The 26,358-nt window shown below is 37.0% G+C and carries 27 protein-coding genes and 1 other annotated feature; of the genes, 14 read left to right on the top strand and 13 right to left on the bottom strand.

Annotated elements, in window-relative coordinates; all coding sequences use genetic code 11:
- Window positions 1-4 precede the first annotated feature (4 nt).
- A complete protein-coding gene (locus CP355_RS03980) occupies window positions 5-634 on the bottom strand; it encodes a DUF4097 family beta strand repeat-containing protein (protein ID WP_098043941.1) in 630 nt (209 codons plus the stop codon).
- A 91-nt stretch (window positions 635-725) separates the two neighbouring features.
- Between CP355_RS03980 and CP355_RS03975 the strand changes: the two genes are divergently transcribed.
- From CP355_RS03975 to CP355_RS03965, 3 genes are all read left to right on the top strand, one after another.
- Window positions 726-1,583, top strand: a complete 858-nt coding sequence (locus CP355_RS03975) for a helix-turn-helix domain-containing protein (RefSeq protein WP_098043940.1) — start codon at window positions 726-728, stop codon at window positions 1,581-1,583.
- On the top strand, window positions 1,580-1,861 hold the full coding sequence (locus CP355_RS03970; protein WP_098043939.1) for a hypothetical protein: 282 nt from the start codon (window positions 1,580-1,582) through the stop codon (window positions 1,859-1,861). The genes CP355_RS03975 and CP355_RS03970 overlap by 4 nt, the downstream gene beginning before the upstream one ends.
- Window positions 1,862-2,103: 242 nt before the next feature.
- Entirely contained in the window at window positions 2,104-2,322 is a 219-nt protein-coding gene (locus tag CP355_RS03965; RefSeq protein ID WP_025005996.1) for a hypothetical protein, read from the top strand.
- A 57-nt stretch (window positions 2,323-2,379) separates the two neighbouring features.
- On the opposite strand, the gene CP355_RS03960 is transcribed toward CP355_RS03965, so the two are convergent.
- A complete protein-coding gene (locus tag CP355_RS03960) occupies window positions 2,380-3,075 on the bottom strand; it encodes a M13-type metalloendopeptidase (RefSeq protein WP_233185796.1) in 696 nt (231 codons plus the stop codon).
- Between CP355_RS03960 and CP355_RS03955 the strand changes: the two genes are divergently transcribed.
- Entirely contained in the window at window positions 3,046-3,723 is a 678-nt protein-coding gene (locus CP355_RS03955) for a hypothetical protein (RefSeq protein ID WP_233185795.1), read from the top strand. The two genes, CP355_RS03960 and CP355_RS03955, sit on opposite strands and share 30 nt — an antisense overlap.
- 119 nt (window positions 3,724-3,842) lie before the next feature.
- On the opposite strand, the gene CP355_RS03950 is transcribed toward CP355_RS03955, so the two are convergent.
- Window positions 3,843-4,499 carry a CPBP family intramembrane glutamic endopeptidase gene (locus CP355_RS03950; protein WP_098043937.1) on the bottom strand — a complete coding sequence of 219 codons (657 nt, stop codon included), beginning with the start codon at window positions 4,497-4,499 and terminating at the stop codon, window positions 3,843-3,845.
- An 88-nt stretch (window positions 4,500-4,587) separates the two neighbouring features.
- Here CP355_RS03950 and CP355_RS03945 point away from each other — a divergent pair, with 88 nt between their 5' ends.
- Both CP355_RS03945 and CP355_RS03940 read left to right on the top strand, forming a co-directional pair.
- Window positions 4,588-5,691: a YdcF family protein gene (locus CP355_RS03945; protein ID WP_098043936.1), complete on the top strand. Its 1,104-nt coding sequence runs from the start codon at window positions 4,588-4,590 to the stop codon at window positions 5,689-5,691.
- A gap of 24 nt (window positions 5,692-5,715) precedes the next feature.
- A complete protein-coding gene (locus CP355_RS03940) occupies window positions 5,716-8,052 on the top strand; it encodes an ABC transporter ATP-binding protein/permease (protein WP_098043935.1) in 2,337 nt (778 codons plus the stop codon).
- 33 nt (window positions 8,053-8,085) lie between these two features.
- Here the strand turns inward: CP355_RS03940 and CP355_RS03935 are convergent, their stop codons facing one another.
- Window positions 8,086-8,691, bottom strand: a complete 606-nt coding sequence (locus CP355_RS03935) for an ECF transporter S component (RefSeq protein ID WP_087176284.1) — start codon at window positions 8,689-8,691, stop codon at window positions 8,086-8,088.
- A 106-nt stretch (window positions 8,692-8,797) separates the two neighbouring features.
- Window positions 8,798-9,625, bottom strand: a complete 828-nt coding sequence (locus tag CP355_RS03930; RefSeq protein WP_025006215.1) for an aldo/keto reductase — start codon at window positions 9,623-9,625, stop codon at window positions 8,798-8,800.
- Between the two features lie 117 nt (window positions 9,626-9,742).
- On the opposite strand from CP355_RS03930, the gene nagB reads away from it, so the two are divergent.
- The 3 genes from nagB to CP355_RS03915 all read left to right on the top strand — a co-directional run bounded on the left by nagB (window position 9,743) and on the right by CP355_RS03915 (window position 12,109).
- Window positions 9,743-10,462, top strand: coding sequence for a glucosamine-6-phosphate deaminase (nagB, locus tag CP355_RS03925; protein ID WP_098043934.1), 720 nt, complete (start codon window positions 9,743-9,745; stop codon window positions 10,460-10,462).
- Between the two features lie 288 nt (window positions 10,463-10,750).
- Window positions 10,751-11,398 carry a deoxynucleoside kinase gene (locus CP355_RS03920; RefSeq protein ID WP_098043933.1) on the top strand — a complete coding sequence of 216 codons (648 nt, stop codon included), beginning with the start codon at window positions 10,751-10,753 and terminating at the stop codon, window positions 11,396-11,398.
- Window positions 11,399-11,422: 24 nt separating this feature from the next.
- Window positions 11,423-12,109 (top strand): deoxynucleoside kinase, encoded by a 687-nt coding sequence (locus CP355_RS03915; protein ID WP_025006212.1) that lies wholly within the window; start codon window positions 11,423-11,425, stop codon window positions 12,107-12,109.
- A 47-nt stretch (window positions 12,110-12,156) separates the two neighbouring features.
- On the opposite strand, the gene CP355_RS03910 is transcribed toward CP355_RS03915, so the two are convergent.
- Window positions 12,157-12,957 carry a Cof-type HAD-IIB family hydrolase gene (locus CP355_RS03910; protein WP_098043932.1) on the bottom strand — a complete coding sequence of 267 codons (801 nt, stop codon included), beginning with the start codon at window positions 12,955-12,957 and terminating at the stop codon, window positions 12,157-12,159.
- Window positions 12,958-13,180: 223 nt separating this feature from the next.
- Here CP355_RS03910 and CP355_RS03905 point away from each other — a divergent pair, with 223 nt between their 5' ends.
- On the top strand, window positions 13,181-14,488 hold the full coding sequence (locus CP355_RS03905) for an NCS2 family permease (protein WP_098037119.1): 1,308 nt from the start codon (window positions 13,181-13,183) through the stop codon (window positions 14,486-14,488).
- 71 nt (window positions 14,489-14,559) lie between these two features.
- On the opposite strand, the gene CP355_RS03900 is transcribed toward CP355_RS03905, so the two are convergent.
- The 6 genes from CP355_RS03900 to CP355_RS03880 all read right to left on the bottom strand — a co-directional run bounded on the left by CP355_RS03900 (window position 14,560) and on the right by CP355_RS03880 (window position 19,612).
- Window positions 14,560-15,633, bottom strand: a complete 1,074-nt coding sequence (locus tag CP355_RS03900) for an ATP-binding protein (RefSeq protein ID WP_233186982.1) — start codon at window positions 15,631-15,633, stop codon at window positions 14,560-14,562.
- Window positions 15,633-15,758: an ATPase gene (locus CP355_RS10500; protein ID WP_233185866.1), complete on the bottom strand. Its 126-nt coding sequence runs from the start codon at window positions 15,756-15,758 to the stop codon at window positions 15,633-15,635. The genes CP355_RS03900 and CP355_RS10500 overlap by 1 nt, the downstream gene beginning before the upstream one ends.
- A gap of 134 nt (window positions 15,759-15,892) precedes the next feature.
- Window positions 15,893-17,476 (bottom strand): ABC transporter ATP-binding protein, encoded by a 1,584-nt coding sequence (locus CP355_RS03895; RefSeq protein WP_098037083.1) that lies wholly within the window; start codon window positions 17,474-17,476, stop codon window positions 15,893-15,895.
- A complete protein-coding gene (locus CP355_RS03890; RefSeq protein ID WP_098043931.1) occupies window positions 17,473-19,068 on the bottom strand; it encodes an ABC transporter ATP-binding protein in 1,596 nt (531 codons plus the stop codon). Before CP355_RS03890 ends, CP355_RS03895 begins: the two co-directional genes overlap by 4 nt.
- Window positions 19,069-19,223: 155 nt before the next feature.
- Complete coding sequence (locus tag CP355_RS03885) at window positions 19,224-19,418, bottom strand: helix-turn-helix transcriptional regulator (RefSeq protein ID WP_025014280.1); 195 nt, start codon at window positions 19,416-19,418, stop codon at window positions 19,224-19,226.
- Complete coding sequence (locus CP355_RS03880; protein ID WP_098043930.1) at window positions 19,415-19,612, bottom strand: hypothetical protein; 198 nt, start codon at window positions 19,610-19,612, stop codon at window positions 19,415-19,417. Before CP355_RS03880 ends, CP355_RS03885 begins: the two co-directional genes overlap by 4 nt.
- Before the next feature lie 374 nt (window positions 19,613-19,986).
- Here CP355_RS03880 and CP355_RS03875 point away from each other — a divergent pair, with 374 nt between their 5' ends.
- The gene (locus CP355_RS03875; protein ID WP_098043929.1) at window positions 19,987-21,165 is read left to right on the top strand and encodes an IS256 family transposase; all 1,179 of its coding nucleotides are present in this window, start codon (window positions 19,987-19,989) and stop codon (window positions 21,163-21,165) included.
- A gap of 271 nt (window positions 21,166-21,436) precedes the next feature.
- Here CP355_RS03875 and CP355_RS03870 read toward each other — a convergent pair whose 3' ends face one another.
- Window positions 21,437-21,772 (bottom strand): MerR family transcriptional regulator, encoded by a 336-nt coding sequence (locus CP355_RS03870; RefSeq protein ID WP_233185871.1) that lies wholly within the window; start codon window positions 21,770-21,772, stop codon window positions 21,437-21,439.
- A 180-nt stretch (window positions 21,773-21,952) separates the two neighbouring features.
- Here CP355_RS03870 and CP355_RS03865 point away from each other — a divergent pair, with 180 nt between their 5' ends.
- The 3 genes from CP355_RS03865 (at window position 21,953) to CP355_RS03855 (ending at window position 26,271) form a co-directional block, all read left to right on the top strand.
- Window positions 21,953-23,263 carry an NCS2 family permease gene (locus CP355_RS03865; protein ID WP_098043928.1) on the top strand — a complete coding sequence of 437 codons (1,311 nt, stop codon included), beginning with the start codon at window positions 21,953-21,955 and terminating at the stop codon, window positions 23,261-23,263.
- 156 nt (window positions 23,264-23,419) lie between these two features.
- Window positions 23,420-23,671, top strand: a binding site (T-box leader).
- 71 nt (window positions 23,672-23,742) lie between these two features.
- Complete coding sequence (locus tag CP355_RS03860) at window positions 23,743-24,642, top strand: proline iminopeptidase-family hydrolase (protein ID WP_087236101.1); 900 nt, start codon at window positions 23,743-23,745, stop codon at window positions 24,640-24,642.
- Between the two features lie 3 nt (window positions 24,643-24,645).
- Complete coding sequence (locus CP355_RS03855) at window positions 24,646-26,271, top strand: peptide ABC transporter substrate-binding protein (protein WP_087176293.1); 1,626 nt, start codon at window positions 24,646-24,648, stop codon at window positions 26,269-26,271.
- Window positions 26,272-26,358 lie beyond the last annotated feature (87 nt).

Below are 26,358 nucleotides of genomic sequence, written 5' to 3'. Positions count from 1 at the left end.
ATTTCTATCCCCTGTAACTTACCGTTATGTCACCATTTGAATTATCAATACTTAATACTCTTCGCGCCTTGTCATTTTTGCTGTAAGAGTCGCCTTTATTTGAACCATTTATCTCAACGTGTCCATTCGACGTATCCAGATCATAACCGTCAGCTGTACTATGATCGACCATAATATTACCATTTGAAAGATCAATTTCACCTTGACTAACAGCAATGCCTTGAACCGTAACGCTACGGTTAGAATCATCGATTTCAATATTTTTCAACTTTTCATCTGGCAGTCCAATCGTAATTTGCGGTACTACAGAATGTTTTTTGAATAAGTCAAAGAGATTTCTATTAACTACCTTAATACCATCTTTATCTTCAACAATTAATTGCTTATTCTTGACTTCAACTTTTGGAAGCAACTTATGTCTTCCCTCAAAAAGAACACGGTAATGATTGCCTTGTTTGACTTTAATATTGGCATTACTGGTATCAACTTTTACTTGATTAAATTTGCGGTTGGTTAAAACTTTTTGTACTACTTGTTCTGAACTAGCTTTATTCATATCCTGCACCTTTAAAATTCCTAAGATAACTAACATAATTACAATAGCCAAAATTAACATTTTCATTCCTCTTTTCATTTCTATCCCTCGCTACTTGAATTGTTCTTAGTATCGCAGGATAATGAATGAAAATGTAAGGAATTTGCAGATCTGCAAATCGAGGTATGACATGTTTAAATATGGTTCAGTTTATAAAGATTTACGCAAAGGACAAGAAATCACGCAAACTGAGGCGTGCCAGGGAATTTGTTCAATTTCTAAACTTTCTCGCTGGGAAAACAACCAGGTAGAAGTAGAATTCAGTACGGCAATTGCGTTACTTAAGCGCATTAACATTACGCTAGATGAATTCACCGAACGTGCAAATATCGAAGCGGAATTTGAACTGCCTGATGAAATAATTGCGGCAATCAAGGATGAAGACGTTCCCGTATTACGTAAATACGTGCAGGCTCATTTAGCTAAATATCACGCTAGCAAAAACATCCTTGAATTAAAGAATATTATGCTAGTCTGTAACCAACTGCTTTTAATTGATGGGAAGAATTACTTGACCACTGCTGATATTCAAAGAATTGGTTCTTACCTACTGCACACAACAGTTTGGTCAAAATATAATATTATCTTGTTTGCCAATTCACCTTTCTTGTTGAATTCCGAAATTGGTTTCAAGATCGCTATGCGAATCGTTCATAACTTTGACCAAGTGAACGATTTGAGGGATAATCTCACAATCTTTATGGGCGGTCTCTCGGACACTGTTATTGCTTTTATCTTTAAAAAGAAACTAGACTATGCACAACAGCTATTAGATGAATTGCGTAGGGTTGAACTTCCGCCTCATTTCATGTTCTTTGATCTCTCCTTAACCTTTTTACAACGGGTCATCGACTATTGTCATACTGGAGATGAACAGCCAGTTCTAGCAATATTCAATAATTTGATACAATTAAACTGCTCACAACATGCACAACAATTATTAGAAGCCTTCAAGGATGTTAAACAAATTTGGGAGGACGATGAATGAATTCTACAGAGAAAATACGCTTAGCTAAAAAGATTCCCGCAATCATTGCAATTATTGCCTGGGTCATAACTATTATTTTCATGGCAGTCAAAATTTACGGCTGGATGCAAGATCCACACCTACCTGCTATCCATGATCAATTTGTTGCTATTATTGGCTTTATTCCATTAGTTAGTGGCTTTCATCCTGGCATTTGGAGCTTTGATATTGCGGTCTTTGCCACTATTGTTTGGCTAATTTTGCGTTCTTTTTATGGAAAAGAAAATCGTTCCCACTAACGTTAGAACGATTTTTCGTGTTCGCTTGTGAACGTATATTTGGATTTAGTATAATTTTATCTGTAGAAAAGCTGAAGCGGTGGCTATCCTTGAAGGAGATGGTGCTTATGAGTGATTTTTGACTCATGCCAACATCCTAATAGAAAGGAGACGCCTCGTGTCTGTATCAGACGCGTTGCAACTAATGTTAGATTTTGGCTCATTATATACTTCTAAAAAATACTTTATGATTGAGGGATAGGATGAAGAAAATTAAAGAAGATCTATTAGGCAGTATCATCGGTGGTGTAATTCTATTAATCGGTCTTAAGTTTATCAATTTAATTCCCTGGTCATGGCTACAAACTGGCATTAAGATTGGATTATTCTACATTGTAATTGATATTGTTTGTCTGTTATGGAAGCTTTATAAGTTCAAGAAAATATCTAAATCTGAATTAATCAATGACAAAATTGAATAACTAAAAAGGCTCCAATTGGAGCCTTTTACTATGGAGTCAAACATTATTTCAATAATTTTACCAGATTCTTACTCGTTGCTCTGGATCTAGCCACATACCATCGTTTTCACTGACATTGAATGCTTCATAAAATTCATCCAAACATTGAGCCGCAACGTTAGCTCTCATCTCTCCAGGAGCATGTGGATCAAGTTCTGCCAAGGTCTGTCTAACCTCAGGTCCCATCTTTCTACGCCAGATACGTGCCCAATTTTCAAACAATTCGGCCAAATTACCTTTTTCTTCGGCACATGCCTTAACGGCAGCAGTCAATCCACCGAGATCTGCGACATTTTCTCCCACGGTTTGATGACCATTGACTTTGGTTCTTCCAATCTGGATTCCATCAAATAGCTTTACTTCAGCTTGTGCTAATTCAGCAAATTTTTCGAAATCTTCTTTTGACCACCAATCACGTAAATTACCTTTTTCATCAAATTTAGAACCATTCGGATCAAAAGCATGACTAATTTCATGAGCAATTACAGCACCGATACCACCATAGTTTTCACTACTGGTATTCTCAGAACTGTAAAATGGTGCTTGAAAAATGGCAGCAGGGAAAGTAATGTCATTATTAGTAAGTGCATACCCAGCGTTAATGATCATCGCAGGCATATCTTCAGCCCAAAGTTGACGATCAAATTTTTGGTTCAATTTTGTAATGTTAAATGCTTGCTTAGTTTGTCTAATCTTACGAATGCTATCGTACAAATTATTACCGAGAGTAATTTGATCGTAGACCTCTGGCAGCTTAGTAGGATATCCGATTTTAACTATAATAATACTAAAACAAGTAATGAAGAAACTACCGTAACTGTAGATGCAAATTACAGTACTCCAATTATTACTTTTGATAATTCTGGTAAAGTAATTGAAGTTAGAACAGCGACTCCAGAAGAGAAGTTTACTGTTGATTATCTAGAAAAAGGCAGTCGTGCTGATAAAGTAGCTAGTTATATTGGACAATTTGGTGGAGATCAGGCAATTTATCGGATTAAGGGAACCAATAATTGGTTATATTCAATGGGAGTTACGCCGGCATCTAAGATAACTGCTCATAACTATGATTTAGAAAACTACTCACTTGTTAAATTCCCTAAAGCTGCCGACCTGTACAATGGTAATGGTGTATCATTGAATGCAAAAATGAAGAAGAACTATGAGTGGTGGAAAGTAGATAAGCTAGTTTACATTTGGATTCCAAGTGAAAATAAAATAGAAGAATTTTACCACCTCTCACCGTTTACTAAAGGCTACGAAATAGACTATATACAATATGCATCATATGAAATAGGCGCCAATACAACCATTTACGATAAGGGAGCATACGTCAAAACAAGTGATGTTCAATTGGTTTAACCCCATCTAACACTCCAGAAGAAGCACAAGCCGCTGCAATGAAGAAGTAAATTTCACTAGCAATCAAAAATCCCGTTACGTTTGATGTAACGGGATTTTTATATACTCTAATTTTCACTCTATCCAATAAAGCCCATAGCGTTATAACACATATGCACCAGCATCGAGTACCGCAAGTCCTTCGTCTGCATGTAGACCCAAGCTAGCACCATACCTAAGCCCCAATATACAAAGATAAACTTGCTAAGCATCGGATCATGCATATAAGCGAACAAGAAGCCACTAACAATGATGCCGAGCCACTTATTCGTAATCTTTTTCTTCGTGAAGAAAATATTGAAAAACATCCCTCTAAAGACGACTTCCTCACAAAACGGCGCAATAAAGACCACCATAATTTCAAACAAGCCCTTACTATGCAGCTCAATCTTATTCAATGCTTGTTGATTATTCGAAACGCCTCGGCCAACCAAGCTTAACATCACCATTGAGACAATAAGAATCAGAACAAAACCAATTATTGCAATGCCGATTCTTCGCATATCCCAGTGTGGCGCCTGATTAAACCCCCAATCATTGTGCTCCTTCAATTGCCGCTTATACAGATTGAAAATTACGAAGAGTACGATCACCGTTACCAGCGCGGTCACTAACGCACGCATATGATCTAATCTAATTCTTTGTGGGTAAAAATAAAATACTTGCAATTCGATATATAAAGCGAGCGACAAAATAGCTCCCGCAATATTTCCCAGGTAATGCCAAAATTTCGCCATTTTCTTATCAACACCTTGATTCTTTCATCTTTTAACTATTGTTTCCATTATAATAGAAATAACTCAAAATGACTAAGGAGGGGGCATCATGTTGAATGAAATCATCGCCTTTTTTGGGAGACGAGGCGAATTTTTCTACATCTCAGTTTTCATGCTAGTCATGTTCTTTGTCTTTTTAATCTCATGGCTAGTTGAACCACGTCGTTTAATTAATGGCGTGTTCTTTACCATTTTTCTTGCTTCAGTAGTAATTTGGATCACCGTTATGGTGCATAAAAGCACGAGTCACGGTTTGCAACGAGCCTATGATTTATTAGTCTTAGCGGCATTTTTCTTAATTACTGCTCTATTAATCTTCGCTTGGTTTTTTCTATTTTGGAACGCCTACTTTGTTTGGAAATATGAGAGTCATACGTTGCCTAACCTTTTAACATTAATTTTCGGATTCGTTGCTTTAATTCTGAGTCTGATGTTTTTATTCGGCCCAGGACAATACTTACCGCGCTGGCTCAGCGTCTTACTTGCCTCAATTCCAGCTATCGCTATTTACCTAGGCTTAGTTTTATACAATTTCTTGGTCAATCTGCTCTTATATCAAATCTACCCACGCCGTTACAAGCAAGATTATTTAATAGTACTAGGTGCTGGATTAATTAACGGTGATCGCGTTTCTAAGCTCCTTGCGGCTCGCATCAACCGGGCTATCCAATACTCTAACCGCCAATATCAAAAAGGCAGGAAGCGCCCTATTATCATCATGTCAGGCGGTCAAGGACCTGATGAAAAGATACCCGAAGCCGTAGCAATGGCAAAATTTGCCCGAAAACGGGGTATTAAGACTAACCACTTGCTAATTGAAGATAAATCCAAAAACACCTACCAAAATATGCTTTTTTCTAAGAGATTAGCTACTAAAGACTTTGGCGGTAGTAATTTTAAAGCCAAATTTTTTAGTAACAACTACCATATTTTTAGAGCGGCGCTTTTAGCTAAAGAAGTGGGCCTAAAAGCCAACGGTGTCGGTGCTTTTACTCGTTTTTACTATCTGCCTAACGCTATCATTCGCGAATTTGCCGGAGTGTTTGTCATGCATAAACGCCATCATTTCGTTATCATGGGAGTAATAGTTTTATTCTTTATCTTACAAGCTATCTTAATTGCGACAGGTAATATTAAGTTTAGTGTGATCTAAAACTATTTAGAAGAGAGGGACTGAATGCTACAACTAAAACACATTTTTAAATCATACAAGGTTGGAGACAATATCACCCATGCCCTAGATGATGTAACGATCTCGTTTAGAGATCAGGAATTTGTCGCCATCTTAGGACCAAGTGGTTCTGGTAAGACGACAATGTTGAACGTGATTGGCGGACTTGACCGTTATGACAAAGGTGATTTGATCATTAACGGCAAATCAACCAAGAATTTTAAGGAAACCGATTGGGATGCCTACCGCAACAACAGCGTCGGCTTTATTTTTCAAAATTATAATTTGATTCCCCACCTATCAATCATTGCTAACGTTGAATTGGGGATGAATTTATCCGGTGTTGGTAAAAGGGAACGGCATGAAAAAGCCATTGCCGCATTGACTGAAGTTGGATTAAAAGAGCATATCAACAAGCGCCCTAACCAACTATCTGGTGGTCAGATGCAGCGTGTTGCCATTGCCCGTGCGATTGCCAATGATCCCGATATCTTGCTTTGTGACGAACCAACTGGTGCGCTTGATACGGAAACTTCTGTACAAATCATGGAATTGATCAAGAAGCTTTCTAAGGATCGTTTAATCATCATGGTTACGCACAACCCGGAATTAGCTGAAAAATACGCTACTCGAATCGTCAATTTCCAAGATGGCAAGATTCAACATGATTCCGAGCCCTTTAAGCCAGAGGATGAAAAAGATACTTTCAACCTAAAGCGGACCAAGATGTCTTACTGGAACGCAATTAAGCTTAGTTTTACCAACATTATGACCAAGAAAGGTCGAACTATTTTAACTGCTTTTGCCTCCAGTATCGGCATTATTTCTATTGCTGTCGTGCTTTCGATCTCTAACGGTTTTCAAAAGCAAATTAATACAACCATGAGTAAGGCTTTAGCCAAGTACCCGATTGCAATCTCGCAGACGGCTACTGATATGACTTCGATGAATAACCGCGAAGATTCAGATAAAAATGTTAAAAATCGGGGCTATGTCACGGCGAAAAAGGATCCTAGTGAGGAAGCGCAGCATACTAACAAGATCACTGAAAAGTACGTTGACTACATTAAAAAGATCAATCCTAACTATGCCAACAATGTTTCCTATCAAAGAGCAGTTAATTTAAACCTGCTTTCTAAAGTCAATGGCAAGGTAGAGCGCGTTCAATTCTCAAATGCAGATCCTGATCAAAGTGCGTCGATGTCAGCAATGCGCTCACAGGCAATGAGTTCGATGGGAATTGGTTCCTCTGTTTTTCCTACCGCTTTAAATAAAAAGAAGGGCTCATTCTTGAAGCAAAATTATCAGTTGCTCTCTGGTCATTGGCCAAGCAAAACTACTGACCTCGTTTTAGTAACCGACAATAAAAATACCGTTAACATTAATTCTTTGAAGAATCTTGGCTTTGATGTCGACAACAAAGAACGTGTTAAATTTAGTAAGCTAATCGGTAAAGAATTCAGTATCGTTGATAATAATGACTACTACCAAGAATTACCTACGGGGATGTTTGTTCCTAAGAAAGCTAATTCAGCAACGTACAACGGCGGTACCAAGCTGAAGCTAACTGGGGTAATTAGACCTAAGAATGAAGATTCGATGGCTCTTTTATCAACGGGAATCGCATATAGCGACAAGCTTTCTCAAGATGTCATCAACGACAACAAGAATTCTGCCATCGTGAAGGCTCAAAAGAAGTCTAACCGCAGTGTTTTAACTGGACAAAGCATGAAGGCTAATGAAAAGAAGATGATCATGCAAACCTTAGGTGGTTCAAGCATCCCTACTGGCATCATGATCTACCCTAACAACTTTGATGACAAGGACAAGGTTCTTGATTACCTTGATAAGTGGAACAAGGGCAAAAAGAAGACCGACAAGATCATCTACACCGATATGTCTAGTGCCGTAACGACTATGACCGGTGGTTTGCTTGGCGGTATTACGACTATCCTAGTTGCCTTTGCCGCAATTTCATTGATCACTTCAATGATCATGATTGGTATCTTAACCTACACTTCAGTTCTCGAAAGAACCAAGGAAATTGGTGTCTTGAAGGCTTTAGGTGCTCGCAAGAAAGATATCACTCGCGTCTTTGACGCCGAAACCTTCATCTTAGGTGTCTTCTCTGGTGTGCTCGGTGTCTTCATCGCTTACCTATTAACATTCCCAATCAACAGCGTGATTTATAAGATTACCGATTTAGCTAATGTTGCTCAGCTTGATCCAAAAGCTGCGTTGATTTTAATTATTATTTCAACCGTATTAACTTTAATTGGTGGTCACATCCCTGCTAGAATGGCAGCTAAAAAGGACGCGGCTATCGCGCTTAGAAGCGAATAAGAAAAACAGCGTTAGAATTACTAACGCTGTTTTTTACGCTCTTTTCAACACTAAATTAAGTGGTGTAACAATCACCGGCACTACTAATGCAGTGAAGATTGCTTCAATCACACCATTTGCACCTAGCGCTGTAATCAAAATCAGAATCAGCGGCGTGCTAGAATTATAGTTGCCTAAATAATGAAGCAGACTAGCTGGATCATGCATAAAGAAAATACTTGTCAGTAAAATTACCATGATCGTGTTGGTCAATGAAGTTACTGCTCCACTCAAAATGTAGCCTAACTTGGCATAATTGGTTTTGCCCATTGCTTTGGAAATTAAGCCTGGGAAAAAGCCTGCTAAAACACTAGGCACAACAGAAATTACTGGATTTTGGAACAGCATCAAGCTGACCATATCTCCAGGTTGCGTATATGCAACGATTAATCTGGTAATTCCCCAAAATAATCCAAATCCTAAACCTGCCTTAGGGCCCATCAAAGTACCATAAATCGCAATTGTCATCGGAATCGTGGTAATTGCAGGCAAGGCCGGAATGATTCGCACATAACCAATATTCGGTACGAAAGTTTGCATGATCAAAATAGCTGCAAAAACTGCAGTAATGGTCATGCGTCTCGTTTCTTCTCGTCTCATTTTTATCCCCAATTCATTAAAAAGATACTACTAATTAAACCATAGTCAGAATTTTTTCTCAGCAAAAAAGGCCTGTTTCACATGAAACAAGTCTTTTATTTTTTACTTAAATTACCGCTAAAGGAGTTTTCTCCGTTGGAATTGGAAAATCACTATTAATTAACCTTAACTCGTCATCAGTTAACTTTATTTCTTGAGCAGCAATATTTTCCTTCATGTGTTTAATACTGCTGCTTTTTGGAATGGCCAACACATTGCCATTGCGCAAAGTCCAAGCAAGCATAATTTGATGCGGTGTTACACCATGATCGCGAGCCACGATCTTCAAATTCTGCGTAATTCTAATCGTGTCTCCTGCTCCAGAATTAAACGGAGAATAACCAATAAAGCTGACGCCATGCTCTGTTTGCCAGTCTTGCAAATCAAACTCTGTGCCTCGTTCCTTAATATTATAGAGATCTTCGTTAGCAAAACATTTTGTTCCACCAGGCACACTAAATAATTCTTTCATATCAGACGTATCAAAGTTAGAAACGCCCCAGTGACGAATTAATCCTTCTTTTTGCAAAGCTTGCAAACCGCGAATCGTGTCTGATAAACGATGATTACCGCGCCAATGCAATAAATATAAATCTAAATAATCAGTACCTAATCTCTCTAAGCTAGCTTCCAGACTCTTTCTCTCTAGCTCAGGAGTCGCATGATAGGGATAGAATTTTGAAATTAAAAACAATTTATCACGATCGTAATCTTTAATTGCCTCGCCTATCAGCTCTTCACTTTTGCCATCACCATACATTTCTGCTGTATCGATAATGTTCAAGCCATTATCTAAACCATAGCGAATGGCCGCAATTTCATCTTTTTTATTTTTGGGATCTTCACCAATCCCCCAAGTACCTATACCTAAGCCTGTTAACTTTTCAAAATCCATCCGTATTCACTTCCTTTACTCAAATTTTAACATAGTTCTGTGATTTTCATTTTACCAATTGACAAAATGGTCTATTCCATTTTATAATGGACTAGACCAGTAAAGGAGGGTTTTAAAATGAAAATTATTGTTACTGAAAACAAAATTCAAGGTGGAGCAAAAGCATTCGAGATTTTTGAAAATGAAATCAAAAATGGTGCTAAAGTTTTAGGTTTAGCTACCGGTTCTACCCCTGAAACTCTTTATCAAAACTTTACTAACAGTGATCTTAACTGTTCAAACTTAATTAGCATTAACCTTGATGAATATGTTGGCTTAACACCTGATAATCCTCAAAGTTACCACTACTTCATGCGCAAGCACTTATTCGACAAAAAGCCTTTCAAGAAATCTTACGTTCCAGACGGCATGACTAAAGATGTTGCTACTACTTGCAAAGAATACGATCAAATTATCAAAGATAATCCAATTGACGTGCAACTATTAGGTATCGGCCGTAACGGTCACATTGCCTTTAATGAACCTGGCACTCCTTTTGACATCGGTACTCATGAAGTTAAGTTGACCGAAAATACAATCAAAGCTAACTCACGTTTCTTCGACAATGAAGATGAAGTACCTAAGAGTGCAATTTGTATGGGTACTGCCAACATCATGGATGCTAAAAAGGTCGTTTTGATGGCTTTTGGTGAAAAGAAAGCACAAGCAATCAAAGAAATGATCGAAGGTCCAGTTACTGAACAAGTGCCTGCATCAATTTTACAAAAACATCCTGATGTAACTATCATCGTTGATAAGGCTGCAGCTCAAGAACTAGACGACAAATACAAGAACTAAATAACAATTTATCCCTAAAAATGAAAAGCTAGGCTTTCTACAATCGTAGAAGACCTAGCTATTTTTGTGAATTATACTTCACTAAATCGCATTTTTGCTCTAAATATTGAAGTATAATTCATTTTTTATAATTTCTCTGCTCTAATTGAATTATGTTTCATTCCTATCCGATTTTTCATTTCTACCCTTGACTTTTTCGTGTGAAACAGAATTAAAAAAGAGCTTGTGTGCCACAATATCTTGTATTAAACTTATTAATTGTCCAATATCTGGTATTTAAGAAAGAATGTGATTCAAGTTATTGTTTTAAGCGGGCCAATTGGAGCCGGGAAATCCAGTTTAACCAGTATTTTAGCAGAGCACCTAGGTACACAAGCATTTTACGAAGGCGTTGATAGTAACCCTGTTTTGCCGCTTTATTATAAGGATATGAAGCGTTACACTTTTTTACTTAACACTTATTTGCTTAACCACCGTTTAGCTCAAATCAATCAAGCTATTCAAGATAAGAACAGCGTATCCGATCGTTCTATCTATGAAGATGCGCTTTTCTTCAAGATGAACGCTGACAGCAAGGTCGCAGATCCTACAGAATTTAAGATCTATGATGACTTGCTTGAAAACATGATGGAAGATACGCCAGGCAACCCAAGCAAGAAGCCTGATTTGCTTATCTACATCCATGTTTCACTTGATACCATGCTTAAGCGCATTAAAAAGCGTGGTCGTTCATTTGAACAAATCAGCACAGATCCAGGCTTGAAGGATTACTACGCTAGATTGCTCAGATACTATGAGCCTTGGTATGAACAATATGATGCTTCTCCTAAGATGGCTATTAATGGTGACAAACTTGATTTTGTTTCTAGCATGGATGCCCAAAGAGAAGTATTGAAGGAAATTGATGAGAAGTTGCACGAAATCGGTAACTTATAAGACTGAATAAAAAGAAGGAACGTGATGACAGTTATTGTTTTAAGCGGGCCAATTGGAGCCGGGAAATCCAGTTTAACAGGTATTTTATCCAAATATTTAGGTACTAAGCCATTTTATGAAAGTGTTGACGACAATCCAGTTCTGCCACTCTTTTATGCTGATCCTAAGAAATATGCTTTCTTATTGCAGGTATACTTCTTAAACACGCGTTTTCACAGCATTAAAGATGCTCTTACTGAAGATAATAATGTACTCGATCGTTCTATCTACGAAGATGCGCTCTTCTTCCAAATGAACGCTGACATTGGTCGTGCAACCTCAGAAGAAGTGGATACTTACTATGAACTTCTGCACAATATGATGAACGAGCTTGAAAGAATGCCTAAGAAGAATCCAGATTTGCTTGTTCATATTAATGTTTCATATGACACCATGATTAAACGGATTAAAAAGCGTGGTCGTCCATATGAACAATTGAGTTATGACTCAACTCTAGAAGACTACTATAAGCGTCTGCTTCGCTATTACAAGCCTTGGTATGAGAATTACGATTACTCACCAAAGATGGAAATCGATGGCGATAAACTAGATTTCATGGCTAATCCAGCCGACAAGCAAGTAGTCTTGGATCAAATCACAGACAAATTAAAAGAAATGGGAAAGCTTCCTGAAGATTGGAAAAAGCCAACAGATATCCAAATCGAAGCATAATTTCCTAGGAAATAATAAACCGCATAGAAATTCTATGCGGTTTTTCTTTATTCAAATTTTGCCAACGCTTCAGCAATTCCATCATGATTATTATCGAGCGTCACATGATCTAAGCCAATCTTCTCTTTTAATTCTGCGGGTGCATTACCCATTAAAATTGGATGACCTACTTCTTCCAGCATTTCTTCATCATTATAGTTATCACCTAAAGCAATGCAATCTTTTAGTGGTACCTTGTATTCTTTCGCTAAAATTGCTACTGCACTGGCCTTGCTTACGCCTTTTAGTACGACTTCTAGTAGTGTTCTTGAGGATCTGACAAAGCTCAAATCTGGGAATTTTTTAATCAATTCTTTTTGCATACGATCAAGTTCTTCTGGTTTGCCCATGATCAAAGCTTTGTGTACGCCCTGCAATTGCTCAATTTGATCAACAGTAACCGGAGTGGCCTTAACATTGACAATTTTCTCTTCATGTTCAACCAGCGGACTCTTTTCTTTAGCGCAATACCACACATAGCCGCTATAGATATTCCAAGCCGTGCCATTATTTTGCTTTTCAACATAATGGCAAATTTCTGCTGCTTCTTTTGCATTAAAAAAACGCGTAATTAATGCTCTGCCTGTTTCATCTAGTGCTAATGCGCCATTATAGGCAATCATCGGAAAGACTGTCAGGATCTGTCCTACCGCTGTCATAATTCCCTTAGGCAGGCGAGCTGAAGCTGGTATAAAGATATTGCCAGCAATAATCTGATGCCTAATTGCATCACGCGTTTTAGGCGTTACCTTCAATTCATCGTTAATTAATGTGCCATCGATATCTGAAAAAATAAGTTTTGCGGACATTTTTTCACCCCTAATCTCTTTAATCTATGTAATTAAGAATAATGCTAAAAAACTGATAATGAAAGTAATTTGGTGCTTAAAGTCTATCTCTGTACAGCAAATTATAATGAATCAGTATGATCTCTTGACAATAATTCGTGTTTACAAATTTAATTATGAATGCTAAAGTATAATAGTTGCTTTCAGAAAGCAAAAACACGAACAATTCTTTGGAGAGAGTTTTATGAATTTTATTAGGAAATATTTTCAACTAGATAAATACAATACCAGCATTAAAGTCGAATTTATTGCTGGTTTGACTACTTTCATTAGTATGTCATACATTTTGTTTGTTAACCCTAGCGTTTTAGGTGCCAGTGGCATGAACACAGGTGCTGTCTTTACTGCTACTGCTTTAGCCAGTGCGCTTGGTACTGCAATCATGGGTATTGTTGCTAACTACCCAATTGGTGAAGCTCCTGCTCTTGGTATTAACGCATTCTTCGCTTACACCGTTTGTGTGGGGATGCATGTTTCATGGCAAACTGCTTTAGCCAGCGTTTTCGTTGCATCAATCATCTTTATTTTGATCACTCTGTTCAAATTACGTGAGAAGATCATTGATTCAATTCCAGCTGACTTAAAGTTTGCTATCTCATCTGGTATCGGTTTGTTCATTGCCTTCTTAGGTTTACAAAACGGTAAGTTAATCGTCGCAAATAAATCAACTTTGGTTGGCTTAGGCTCACTTCACGATCCACTTGTTTGGATCACGATCTTTGGTTTGCTTGTAACTGTTATCTTGATGATTTTGGGCGTTCCAGGTGCGATCTTCATCGGTATGGTTTTGGCCGCTATTTTCGGTATTTGTACTGGTCAAATTACATTGCCACACAAGGTGATCTCAACGGCTCCAAGTTTGGCTCCAACTTTTGGTCAAGCTATCTTCCACGTTAAGGATATTAATTCCGTTCAAATGTGGGTTATTGTCTTAACCTTCTTACTTGTTACTTTCTTCGATACTGCTGGTACTTTGATCGGTTTGGCTCAACAAGCCGGCTTTATGAAGAACAACAAGATGCCACGTGTTGGTAAAGCTTTAGCTGCCGACTCAAGTGCGATGGCTGTTGGTTCAATTCTTGGTACTTCACCAGTTGGTGCGTTCGTTGAATCAAGTGCCGGTATTGCCGTTGGTGGTAGAACTGGTTTGACTGCCGTCTTTGTAGCAATCTTCTTCTTGATCTCAATGATCTTCAGTCCACTTTTGGGCGTGTTCACTAGTCAAGTTACTGCACCAGCTTTGATTATCGTTGGTGTCTTGATGGCACAAAATACTGCTCATATTCACTGGAACAAGTTAGAAATTGCGGTTCCTGCATTCCTTATTATTTTAGGTATGCCACTTACCTACTCAATTTCTGATGGTTTGTCATGGGGGCTGATTTCTTACCCAATCTGCATGCTTGCAGCTAAGCGTGGTAAGGAAATCAGCCCGATGATGTGGGTACTGTTCTTCGTATTCATTATCTTCTTGTGGGTACTGAACTTTTAGCTAAAAAAGAATATATAAAGAAAAGGATAAAGTTCGAACTTGAACTTTATCCTTTTTGCTTACACCTTTTCTTACTTTTCTAGCAAAAAATCAATAATATTTTGATGAATAATTCCATTACGACTCATATCAAATTTATCCATTGAAAGCACATATTTAGGATAATTATCTGCAATATCATCATATGCGCCAAATTCGCGGTCAATTGTTGTCTGACTTCCCAGCATGTAAGTCACTTGATAGTACCGTTTATCATTACCCTTTTGAGCTACAAAATCAATCTCTTTTTTGTCATTTAGTCCAACCGAAACGTGATATCCACGGCGTAACAGTTCAATAAAAACAATATTTTCAAGAATTTGATCAATATTTTGCTGATTATTGCCAACAATGGTTTGGCGTAAGCCATGGTCAGCAATGTAGTATTTATCGTTAACTCTCAGGTTCTCTTTGCCACGTAGATCGGTTCTAGGAACACGCGTAAATAAATATGCATCACAAATGTATGAAATATAATCAAGAATCGTATCCGCAGAACTACCTCTGTGCTTACTCTTAAGAAATTTAGCTATACCTGTAGCTGAGATAGGATGTCCAATTTCACTACTTAAATAGCTGATTATTCTTCTAAGCAAATCCACGTTTCTAATTGCATGTCGATCAACAATATCTTTTAAAACCACAGAACTATAAATATCCTGCAAGTAGGTATCACATGCTTGTTGATCCGAATAGATCAGCGACAAGAAAGGCATTCCTCCTACTTCCACATAAGTAGTGAAATCTTGATCTATATTTTGTTGATCGGAATTTATTGCTTCTAGAAATTCTCTGAAAGAAAAAGGATAAACCTTAATTTCGACATATCGACCAGCAATTTCAGTTGCTAACTCACCTGATAGTAATTGAGAATTTGAACCAGTAATGTAGATATCGCAATTATAAGTGGCACGTAAAGAATTAATCGTTTTTTCCCAGGATTTAACTTTCTGAATTTCATCTAGAAAAAGATAGGCTTTTCCATCAATCTGCTTGATCCGTTTAACTAATTCCCGATTAAGCTCTCTGTAGTTAAGTAATGATTCATATTGTAAGTCTTCAAAGTTAATGTAAATGAAATTAGCTCTATCTTTTCCACGATCCACTAATTCATCTGAATTTGTTGCAGTAGAACTGATTTCCCACTACGACGAATGCCAGTAATTACCTTAATGATGTCTTTATCAATAAATGGATTAATTCGATTTAAATATATAGTTCGTTTAATCATGCGCTCACCTCATTTATATCGATTATAATCGATGAAGTCATCAAAATCATCAATCTTATCGAGTATAATCGATAAGATTGCAAAAAAAGAGCCTTTTATCGAATATACTCGATAAAGGCTTTTTTCTTATAAAACTAATTCTTACTTAAATGAATTTCACGATCAAAGATCTTTTGTAATTCTAAGCTGAAATTATGAGCAATAAAGACAATCGTCGCCTTACTTTTCAGCAAATTATTCAAAATTTCTTTAGTTCCCTTTGAATCAATTGCACTCGTACCCTCATCAATCAGAATGATATCTGAATCATGAATTTTAGCACGAGCAAGGACGATCTTTTGCCGTTGACCACCAGAAATATTCAAATTATCTAGATTAAGTTCTTGCTTAAGCCCATCTTTAAATTTATTAATATCAGCAATAAAGTTAACTTCTTGAACAACTTGTTCAACCTGATTATTCAATTGATCATCGAACATTGTAATATTGTCAGCAATTGTAGCTGGAAAGACAACCGGATCTTGCGGAATATAGTCGATTCGGCTCATATCTGGTTTAATTGCTTGTCCATCTTCGTCTTGGAAAATTACTTTACCATTAGTTGGCTTAAGCTCACCTAAAATCAATTTAAATAAAGTTGATTTACCTGCGCCAGAATCACCTGTTAATAGAATTTTTTCACCGTTTTTAACTTGAATATCTGGATAAGTCAGTTTTTCACCATTGGGAAACTGCAGCTCTAGGTCCTGTGTAGCAAATCCCTTAGGTGTAGCTTCATCTTCATTAGATTGAGCAGGTACCGCAGCAGCAGTTTCATTAACTTCCTCAATTAACTTCTTGGTTCCCTTCATCTGGCCCCAAGAATTAGAAATATATTCAATAGATGCATTTAGATAGAAGCGAAAGTTACCAACGATCAGCAGTGTACCAACCGTAACGGCACCGTTTTTAACCAAATAACCGGTTAATACAAAAAGAATAAAACCAAATAATGCGGAAACAATTCCATTAAAGGCATTAAGCAATTTGATGTAATATATTTGCTTAACAGTAGCATCTTCTAGCTTCTTAGATGCATTTTCCGTAACGGCAAATAATTTAGCTCCTGCCAAGAATTGACGAATCTGTTCAAGACCGGATAACCAATCATTCAAACTATCGAGGTAAGCCTGATTTCGATCAGAAATTAATTGCGTTGCCTTTTGAAGCGGCTTCTCAGTTATCTTAGGCAAAACAAAGGAGACAGCAACCATCAGCGCAATCACAATAAGGAGTTGCCAATTGAGCAAAATCAGACAAATTAACACCGCAATCATTGTGACAATCCCATAAATCAAATTAAAGATTGGTTCATAGTAGTTGTCATTAATCATTGATAGGTCATTAGTTAGGCGATTTTGCATTGCACCGACTTCATGATTTTTACCATCATGATAATAATGACTAACAATCTTAGTTCTTATTTGATCATTAAGATCTTGTTCTTGCGACTTATTCAAATAGATAATGCCGCTATTTATTAAATATGAAACTAGAATAATCACAAATGTAATTACTGTGATCAAGATAAAGTTTCTAAGGTTCCTTGATAAGACAATATCAGCCTCTAATTGCACCAAAAAGGTGTTAAGAACATTTAATGCAGGAACAAGAATTGCGCCTAAAAGATATAGGTAGAAGCGGAAAGGATTAACTTGAATAAATTTTTTCAGATTCATCTGTTTGCCTCTTTTCTTGTTCTAGTGAACTTAATTTCTTGATCAAATTTAGCTTTAACTTCTGGTGACAAATTATGAGCAATCATCAGAATGGTTCGGTTACTATGCAAAAGATTGTCGATGATCTTTTCTGATCCTGCACGATCAATTGCGCTGGTGACTTCGTCCATCAAAACAAATGGCTGATCATGAATTACACTTCTGGCTAAGACCATTTTTTGTCTTTGACCACCGGAAATGTTCTCATTTTTGACATCAATAACGGTTTGAACACCATTCGGCATCTTGGCTAGATCTGGAGCAAGCTGCATACCACTTACTACGGTTTCAACTTTATCAGCTAACTTTTCATTAAACATTGTGATGTTATCGCTAATTGAAGCTGGAAAAACAATTGGATCTTGTGGTAAGTAACCAACTTTGGCTTCAGCAAATGGAATTAAATTACCGGCTTGATCAGTAAACTTTATTTCGCCACTTTCAGGTTTCATCTTGCCTAAAAGTAATTTAAACAAGGTCGATTTACCTGTGCCTGAATCCCCTGTAAGCAGAACCTTTGCTCCTGGCTTAATACTAAAGTCTGGATAAGAGATTTGTTCACCATTTTCATATTTGGCAGATAAATTCGAAACAGTAATGCCATAGGCTAGCTGCTTATTTTCAGATTCGTCCTTAATCTTTTTACGAAGCAAAAAAGTTTGTTCACGTAATTCTTTAGTTGACTTGACCCGAGTAATAGCACTAGTCATATTAAAGATCGATGAAAAGATTAAGAAGGCAAATGATCCGGCTACAGCCCAATCACCGAAAGAAATCTGATGAAAAATAAATAGAAAGCCGGCTAAAGCGCTCATCCCTATTTGAGCAATTGCATTACCAAAAGTATTGATAATATAAGAAATACTGCGATATTTGTAGCTTTGCTTATTTGCATCAACGTATGAGTGGCTAGCTTTATGTAGTTCGCGGCTTAAGCGTGCATAAGCAGTGTATCTTCTCAATTCTTGTAAACCACCCAGCCAATGCTCAATTGTATTTAACAGCTTCTCATTTTTGACATTAACTTCCTTCACTGCAGCTGAAGTTTTTTTCTCCATTATTTTGGGTAATAAAAGCGTAACGACAGCCAAAATAGCAGTAAACAAAAGAAGTAGCCAATTCATACTGATTAAAAGAGCAACACCAAAAACGATCTGTAAAACTGCGCTTAGGATATCAATCCACGGAGTTGCATAATCATTATCAAGCAATTTTAAATTAGCTGTTAGTTCATTCTGCATTTTAGAGACTTTTTCATCCCCACCTGCATAATAGTGATGTGTAAGGTCTTTTCTGATCTGGTGAATATAGTTCTGTACTTGCCTGGTCATTGTTTGGGTGGCAACCGGCAGCAATAAGGCTACTAGCAGTTCTAGAGCTAATTCGATAGCTTGCCACTGAACATATCCTGTCAAGTTGCCAGCTGTAATATCATTTAGCGCATATTTAAATAGATATTCATTAACTGTTCCTCCTAGTGTGTATAAGACAAATAGGAAGATGATTAGAATGGCTCGCGGAATATTTTGTCTGAACAATTCTTTGATTTCCATAGTGCTACCTCCAAAGTAATTGCAGCTACTTTTTATATTAAATATATGTTAATAACATATTAATTTATAGTACTAACATTTTCAATGTTTTTTTTATTTTTAGCTAATTTTTAAAGATGGCACAAAAAAAGCAGAATCCACGTGGAATTCTGCTTTTACTTTGGCCAAAACAAATCATCTAATGTCTTATCAAGTGCTTCACAAATTCGGATACACAGATTTACCGTCGGATTATAATCCCCTTTTTCAATTGCTGAAATTGTTTGCCTAGAAACATTTACTATGTCAGCTAACTCTTGCTGCGATAAGTCCTTACCTGCACGGGCTGCCTTCATTTTTAAATTTTTCATTTTTTCACCTTACTAATGTAGAGCTGATATGCATAGTTACCACCAACTAAAAGCATAAACAAGCCAAATAGTAACATTAAAACATTGCCATCCCATTTAGCTGCATTTTCAATAAGACCTAGAATACTACAAATTAAATCCACAATTCCTAATGCAATAAAAATTATAGAACTTCCCAATAAGTTTTCATGCATAGCAATATATGCTCCCTTGAAAATTGTATAACTCGCAGACGCTATACATCCAATAAAAAGTGGCGCCATTAATAAAAAAGGTAGGTGTCATTTTCAATTTAAGCTCTTCTGCAAGAAGTAATAAAAAAGAATCACTAATGGCTATTGCAATAAAGGCATATTTATAGCCATGATTACGAATTGATGCTTGACGTTCGTCATACTCTACGCTGGCTCTATTTTTTCTATAGGTTACCAAAACATGAGACTGTAAAATAGTTTGTGTAAGGATGAATGATTCCTTAAATTTATTTCTTTAAACATTAGAAAAAGGAGTTCCTTTCTCGTATGATTGGTTTGAACAAAAAAACACATACAGAAAGAAGAACTCCTTCATGAATGATTTTACCAAAGATTTTGCTCAAGCTCTATTCAATCCAGACAAAATAAATGATTTATTGCGCAAAGAGCTACAACAGGCTGTTAATGACTTGCTAGAAGCTGAATTGACTGCCTTTCTGGGCTATGATCCCTATGCCAGAAATGGCTGGAATACTGGCAACTCTAGAAATGGTGCTTATTTCCGCAAAGTTGATACGCAATTTGGCCCAATTGAAGTGCAAGTGCCTCGGGATCGCAACGGTCAATTTCATCAGCACACGCTGCCTGACTACAAGCAGCACTCGGATATCTTGGAAAGCATGATTATCAAGCTTTACTCCAAGGGCGTGACCACCAGGGAAATAGCCGATCTAATTGAAAAGATGTATGGCAGCCATTACAGTCCAGCTCAAGTATCAAATATTTCCAAGCAGATGATTCCAAAGGTTGAGGCTTACCACAAACGCAAGCTAAGCGACAAGTTTTTCTGCGTCTATTTGGATGCGACATACCTTCCTTTGCGCCGAGAAACGTTTGAGCGTGAAGCAGTCTATATTGCCATTGGCATTAAACCTAATGGACATAAAGAAGTCATTGACTACTGCATTGCTCCTAGTGAGAACATTGAAGTCTGGACAGAGATGCTTCAAAACATGAAGTCCCGAGGCTTGAAGCAAGTTGAACTCTTTCTTTCTGATGGTGTTGTTGGCATGAAAACAGCCTTGGCCAGGACTTATCCTAAAGCTCATTTTCAACGCTGTTTGGTTCATGTCATGCGCAATATCTGCGCTAAAGTACGCGTCGACGATCGTGAAAAGATCATGAACGAATTCAAACAGGTGCATCAACAGACAAACAAAGAAGAAGCCACAGCTGTCCTGCATGACTTCTATACCAAATGGGGCAAGGTTTACAGCCATGTTATCAGAAGCTTGAAAGACATAGAACCAGATCTGCTGGTCTTTTATAACTATCCCAAGCAGATCAGAGCTTCAATTTATTCGACTAACATGATTGAATCCTTTAACAATGTGATCAAGCGCAAAGCTAAGCCTAAGGCAGAGTTTCCAACTGAACAGTCGCTTGATGCTTTTATTGGTATTCAGGCAATGAGCTACAATGACCGTTATTTCAATCGAATTCATAAAGGCTTCGGTCAGGTTCAGGACACCTTAGAATCCTACTTTGATTAAATAAATAATTAAAAAATCAATTTACGAGAAAGATCTATTTACACAAAAGATTTGACAGTTTCCAAAACATAGCCAAGTGCTAAGAAAAATATAAAGATAATTATAGTTAGTGTATTCATTTTTATCATTTCCCTTTCAAATTTGATCTCATTGTAATACATACTTTCATAAATGTAATTTTTTTACATTATCGCAGATAAATTTAACCCCAAAAGGTCGATACTTAATTCGTATCAGCCTTTATTGCCCAGGAAATATCAGCGTACAGTTTCTAAACAATATGATTTTTTATGGCAGTTGGTACAGCGCAATCTTCTAGTTTCTGTGTTTCTTCTTTATTTCTTTTTAGTTGATCTTCGAGCAAAAGATCGATCAACTTATCACCATTTTTATCCTCTAATATTTTTTGAATATCTTTTAGTGAAAAGCCTAGTTCTTTTAAAAAGATAATCAGTTTTAATTGCTTTACCTGCTTAGCAGAATATAAGCGATAGCCACTTTCACTCACTCTGCTGGGTTTTACCAAACCTTTTCGATCATAATAGCGAATGGTTCTAGTGGTTATGTTCAACTTCTTTGCTAAATCTCCGATTGTATATTCTGACATTACTTTCTCACCTCACAACTTAAATATACGGGTTTACGCTACGTCAGAGTCAAGAATAAGCTAAATTTTCCTGAAAAAACTTCAAAAAGCAAATATTTTACTCTTTTCCTATTGAAATTATTAACATTAGCTGTATAATTTTAATTGAATGTTCACTTTATACAAATTTCGGAGGACTAAATGAACGCAATCAGTAATTTCTTTCATTTAAAGGAGAACAATACCTCCTTTAAGACCGAGCTTTTAGCCGGTTTGACTACTTTCGTAAGTATGTCATACATTCTTTTCGTTAACCCAAACGTTTTGGGCGCTAGTGGTATGGATAAAGGTGCATTGTTCACCGTTACTGCATTATCTGCAGCATTCACCTGTATCGTGATGGGACTTGTTGCCAACTATCCAATCGCTTCAGCTCCAACGTTAGGTTTGAACGCATTCTTCACTTACACAGTTTGTCTTGGCATGCACGTTAAATGGCAAACAGCTTTAGCTGCCGTTTTTGTTGCATCAATTCTTTTCATTTTACTAACTGTCTTTAAAGTTCGTGAGATGATTATTGATGCGATACCTGCAGACATTAAATATGCTATTTCTGCCGGTATCGGTTTATTCATCGCCTTCATCGGTCTTCAAGGTGGTAAGTTAATTCAAAACAGTGACTCAACTTTGGTTACTATCGGTAGCCTTAACAATCCAACTGTTTGGATCACTATTTTCGGTTTATTCATTACTATCTTCTTGATGATTGCCCGTGTACCGGGTGCCATCTTCATCGGTATGATTATATCTGCTGTCTTCGGTGTCGTTATTGGTCAAATTCCAATGCCTAAAGGTATCGTTTCATCTGTTCCAAGTATCGCTCCAACCTTTGGTCAAGCAATCTTCCATATCGGTGACATCAACACCGTTCAAATGTGGGTAGTTGTCTTCACCTTCTTGCTTGTTACCTTCTTCGATACCACTGGTACCTTGATCGGTTTGGTTCAACAAGCTGGTTTGATGAAAGACAACAAGATGCCACGTGCCGGTGAAGCTTTAGCTGCCGACTCATCTGGTATGCTTGTTGGTTCAGTTCTTGGTACTTCACCAGTTGGTGCATTTGTGGAATCAAGTTCTGGTATTGCCGTTGGTGGTAGAACCGGTTTAACCGCAGTTTGGGTAGGTATCTTCTTCCTCATTTCTACAATCTTTAGTCCAATCTTAAGTGTCTTTACCACTCAAGTAACTGCTCCTGCCTTAATCATTGTTGGTGTACTGATGGCCGAAAACTTGGCTAACGTACATTGGACCAACCTCGAAATCGCCATTCCATGTTTCCTTATTGCCATCGGAATGCCTCTTACATACTCTATCTCAGACGGTTTAGGTTGGGGAATTATCGTTTACCCAATCTCAATGATCGCAGCCAAGCGTTTCAAGGAAATCACACCAATGATGTGGATTCTGTTCGTGGTGTTCATTATCTACTACGTGGTTTTAAACGTAAAATAATTTCATTAATAAAATACCTTCATCTAAGCAAGCAGTTAATAGCTGCTTGTTTTTTTGGATTTCACTGTAAAGATTTATGCGCTTGATTAAAAATAATTTAAAAAACTATTGACAATTAATTAATGCTTCAGTATTATAACTTATAACATAAATAATATTTTAGCTTTGATAAGGAAAGTAACTTAAGATAAGATTTTCAGAGAGTCTTCGCTTGGTGAAAGAAGATAATTAAGTCTTACGCGAAAATCACCTTTGAGCCGAGAGTGCGATAATTAGCATTCTCAGGGTCCGCCCTATACAGCGGCGACGTATCGCTAATCACAAATAGATTGGCCGCACGTGCAGAAGGTTAAATGTTGAAAAACTTTTAACAAAAATAGGTGGTACCGCGTTTTAAACGCCCTATTAGATCAAATTGGTCTGGTAGGGCGTTTTTTTATTATCAAAGTTAAGTTATTAATTTTTAAGGAGAATTGGCAATGGATCAAACAAGATTAGTAACTTTAGATAATGGTTATCACCTATTTACACGAAAAGTCAATGAAGGACCTATTAAACTGCTTTGCTTACATGGTGGCCCTGGCGGAACACATGAAACTTTTGATAATTTTAAAGATGGCTTAAAAGGGCAAGGCGTTGAAGTTTATTCATATGATCAATTAGGATCTTACTATTCTGATCAACCTGATTTTACTAAAAAAGAAAATAAATCATTACTTTCTATCCCTCGATATGTCGATGAAGTCGAAGAAGTAAGACAAAAGTTAGGCTTAGATAATTTTTACTTGTTGGGACATTCATGGGGTGGACTTCTTGCTCAAGAATATGCTTACAAATATGGCAAACACCTAAAGGGCTTAGTTCTAATGTCAATGATTGATAACTTAGATGAATATACAGAAAATATTAATCATGAACGTGAAGAAACTTTTTTACCTGAACAAGTTGATTACATGAAAGAATGTGAAAAAGCTGAGAACTTTACTGACCCTATGTATCAGCAATTAGTTGCTCATCTTTATTCCCTCTTTTTAACAAGACATCCCACAGGTACAGCTCATCCTGTAAATACTCACAATAATGTGATTTACAACTATTTCCAAGGAAATAATGAATTTGTTATGGTGGGTGAGCTTACCAAATGGGATTTCAGAGAGAAACTAGCAAGTTTGAAGATGCCAACTTTATTAACCTTTGGAGAATTCGATACTATGCCACTTTCAGCTGCTCGCAGAATGCATCAAACACTAAGTAATTCACGCTTAACTTTAACTCCGGATGGCGGACATTGTCATAATACTGATAATCCAAAAGCATTTTTCACGTCTTTAACTAAGTTTTTACACGATGTTGAGAACAACACATTCAAGGGAGAATAAACTATGAAATTAAACAAATTACTATTATCCGCTTCCGTCGTCTTAGCTTCTTTAGCTACCGCTGCTTGTGGAAATAACAACGCTTCTGCTAATAAAAAAGATCAAACTTTACATTTAATGCAAACAGGAGAAATCTTATCTTTAGATACTTCTAATCAAGCTAATATTAGTCAATGGAATGTCCTAGAAAATTCTATGGAAGGACTTTATCGTGCCGATAAAGAAGGTAATCCTTCTCCAGCAATGGCTACAAAATTAGTTAAGCCAACAGATCACGGTAAAAGATATACCTTCACCTTAAGAAAAAATGCTAAATGGTCCAATGGAGATCCTGTAACTGCGGAAGATTTTGTTAATTCATGGCGTAGATCTGTCAGTCCTAGCTCTCAATCAGGTTATTCTTATATCTTCACTGGTGTAAAGAATGCCACCAAAGTCACTGCAGGTAAGTTGCCAGCAAAAGATCTAGGGGTCAAAGCTTTAAACAATCGCACTCTTCAAGTTGACCTAGAATATCCAATGCCATACTTTACTAGAATGATGGTTCTGCCAGCATTCTTCCCACAAAGCAAAGCTGCTTTAACTAAATTTGGCAAAAGCTATGGTTCTGCTTCTAATAAGATGTACTACAATGGACCATTCAAGGTTGATGGTTGGACAGGTAGCAATTTGTCATGGGACTTGGACCAAAATAAATATTATTACGATAAAAAAGATATCCATTTAAAGAAAATGAAAATGCAAGTTGTAAAAGATGCAAACACCGCACATCAACTTTTCCAACAAGGAAATCTTGATGACGCAACTATTACAGGAACCACGGCTCAAGGCTTGCAAAAAGATAAAAATTTAATGCATCTTAAACGTGCCGGAGTCTACTATTTACAACTAAATCAACGTCAAGGACGTGTATTTTCAAATTCTAAATTACGTGAGGCTCTATCTTTAGTATTAGACAAAAAACACTTAGCTGAAAAAGTACTTGCCGATGGTTCAGAACCTGCATATACATTTGTTGCACCAACTTTAGCTAAAGATCCAACCACTGGCAAAGATTTTGCAACTGAAATGAAGCCAAGTGAAAATTATAATGTCAAAAAAGCACAAAAATTATGGCAAGAAGGCTTAAAAGAAGAAGGAAAGAAATCTGTCACTTTAACTTACTATACAGATGATCAAACTATCAATAAGAATATTGCCCAATTTGTTCAATCACAAGTTGAATCCAAATTAAAAGGTGCAGATGTTGAAGTACACGCTGTTCCTGCTAAAAATAGCCAAGATAATGTAAGTAAAGGCAACTTTGACATGCACTTTAGTTTATGGCTTGCTGATTATGCTGACCCAATGAGTGATTTTGATATCCTTCAAACCAATAATGCTCAAAATTACGGTAAGTATAGTAGTAAGGCTTACGATAATTACATTAGTGCCGCTAAAAGCAAGAGCGCTGCAGATGTCAAACAATACTGGCAAAATATGAGAAATGCTCAAAGTCAGTTAACTAAAGATACTGCAGTAGCACCTTTGTACAACATGACCGAAAGTCACTTAGTAAGAAGCAACTTAAAGGGTGTATTATGGCACTCCGTTGGTGAAGTTGATTATACAAGAGCATATTTTAAGTAAATAATTTTTAAAACAAGCAGTTCCAGCTGCTTGCTTTTTCTACTCTAAGTCAAGTGTTATCAACGATTTTAAGCAATTTTATTTTGA

It is taken from the genome of Lactobacillus sp. UMNPBX4, assembly GCF_002554115.1.
GTDB classification, from domain to species: Bacteria; Bacillota; Bacilli; order Lactobacillales; family Lactobacillaceae; genus Lactobacillus; species Lactobacillus gallinarum.
The sequence above is the reverse complement of the archived record's forward strand: the minus strand, read 5'-3'. Positions and strand labels throughout refer to the sequence as shown.

Bases quoted from the DNA above. Each gene is read 5' to 3' on its own strand.
- CP355_RS03965 (WP_025005996.1), top strand. From the start codon at position 2,104: ATGAAGAAAATTAAAGAAGATCTATTAGGCAGTATCATCGGTGGTGTA.
- nagB (WP_098043934.1), top strand. From the start codon at position 9,743: ATGAAAATTATTGTTACTGAAAACAAAATTCAAGGTGGAGCAAAAGCA.
- CP355_RS03945 (WP_098043936.1), top strand. From the start codon at position 4,588: ATGTTGAATGAAATCATCGCCTTTTTTGGGAGACGAGGCGAATTTTTC.
- CP355_RS03885 (WP_025014280.1), bottom strand. From the start codon at position 19,418: ATGAAAAATTTAAAAATGAAGGCAGCCCGTGCAGGTAAGGACTTATCG.
- CP355_RS03865 (WP_098043928.1), top strand. From the start codon at position 21,953: ATGAACGCAATCAGTAATTTCTTTCATTTAAAGGAGAACAATACCTCC.
- CP355_RS03930 (WP_025006215.1), bottom strand. From the start codon at position 9,625: ATGGATTTTGAAAAGTTAACAGGCTTAGGTATAGGTACTTGGGGGATT.
- CP355_RS03860 (WP_087236101.1), top strand. From the start codon at position 23,743: ATGGATCAAACAAGATTAGTAACTTTAGATAATGGTTATCACCTATTT.
- CP355_RS03970 (WP_098043939.1), top strand. From the start codon at position 1,580: ATGAATTCTACAGAGAAAATACGCTTAGCTAAAAAGATTCCCGCAATC.
- CP355_RS03975 (WP_098043940.1), top strand. From the start codon at position 726: ATGTTTAAATATGGTTCAGTTTATAAAGATTTACGCAAAGGACAAGAA.
- CP355_RS03940 (WP_098043935.1), top strand. From the start codon at position 5,716: ATGCTACAACTAAAACACATTTTTAAATCATACAAGGTTGGAGACAAT.
- CP355_RS03895 (WP_098037083.1), bottom strand. From the start codon at position 17,476: ATGAATCTGAAAAAATTTATTCAAGTTAATCCTTTCCGCTTCTACCTA.
- CP355_RS03870 (WP_233185871.1), bottom strand. From the start codon at position 21,772: ATGTCAGAATATACAATCGGAGATTTAGCAAAGAAGTTGAACATAACC.
- CP355_RS03915 (WP_025006212.1), top strand. From the start codon at position 11,423: ATGACAGTTATTGTTTTAAGCGGGCCAATTGGAGCCGGGAAATCCAGT.
- CP355_RS03935 (WP_087176284.1), bottom strand. From the start codon at position 8,691: ATGAGACGAGAAGAAACGAGACGCATGACCATTACTGCAGTTTTTGCA.
- CP355_RS03910 (WP_098043932.1), bottom strand. From the start codon at position 12,957: ATGTCCGCAAAACTTATTTTTTCAGATATCGATGGCACATTAATTAAC.
- CP355_RS03880 (WP_098043930.1), bottom strand. From the start codon at position 19,612: ATGCATGAAAACTTATTGGGAAGTTCTATAATTTTTATTGCATTAGGA.
- CP355_RS03905 (WP_098037119.1), top strand. From the start codon at position 13,181: ATGAATTTTATTAGGAAATATTTTCAACTAGATAAATACAATACCAGC.
- CP355_RS10500 (WP_233185866.1), bottom strand. From the start codon at position 15,758: ATGATTAAACGAACTATATATTTAAATCGAATTAATCCATTTATTGAT.
- CP355_RS03855 (WP_087176293.1), top strand. From the start codon at position 24,646: ATGAAATTAAACAAATTACTATTATCCGCTTCCGTCGTCTTAGCTTCT.
- CP355_RS03890 (WP_098043931.1), bottom strand. From the start codon at position 19,068: ATGGAAATCAAAGAATTGTTCAGACAAAATATTCCGCGAGCCATTCTA.
- CP355_RS03875 (WP_098043929.1), top strand. From the start codon at position 19,987: ATGAATGATTTTACCAAAGATTTTGCTCAAGCTCTATTCAATCCAGAC.
- CP355_RS03950 (WP_098043937.1), bottom strand. From the start codon at position 4,499: ATGGCGAAATTTTGGCATTACCTGGGAAATATTGCGGGAGCTATTTTG.
- CP355_RS03980 (WP_098043941.1), bottom strand. From the start codon at position 634: ATGAAAAGAGGAATGAAAATGTTAATTTTGGCTATTGTAATTATGTTA.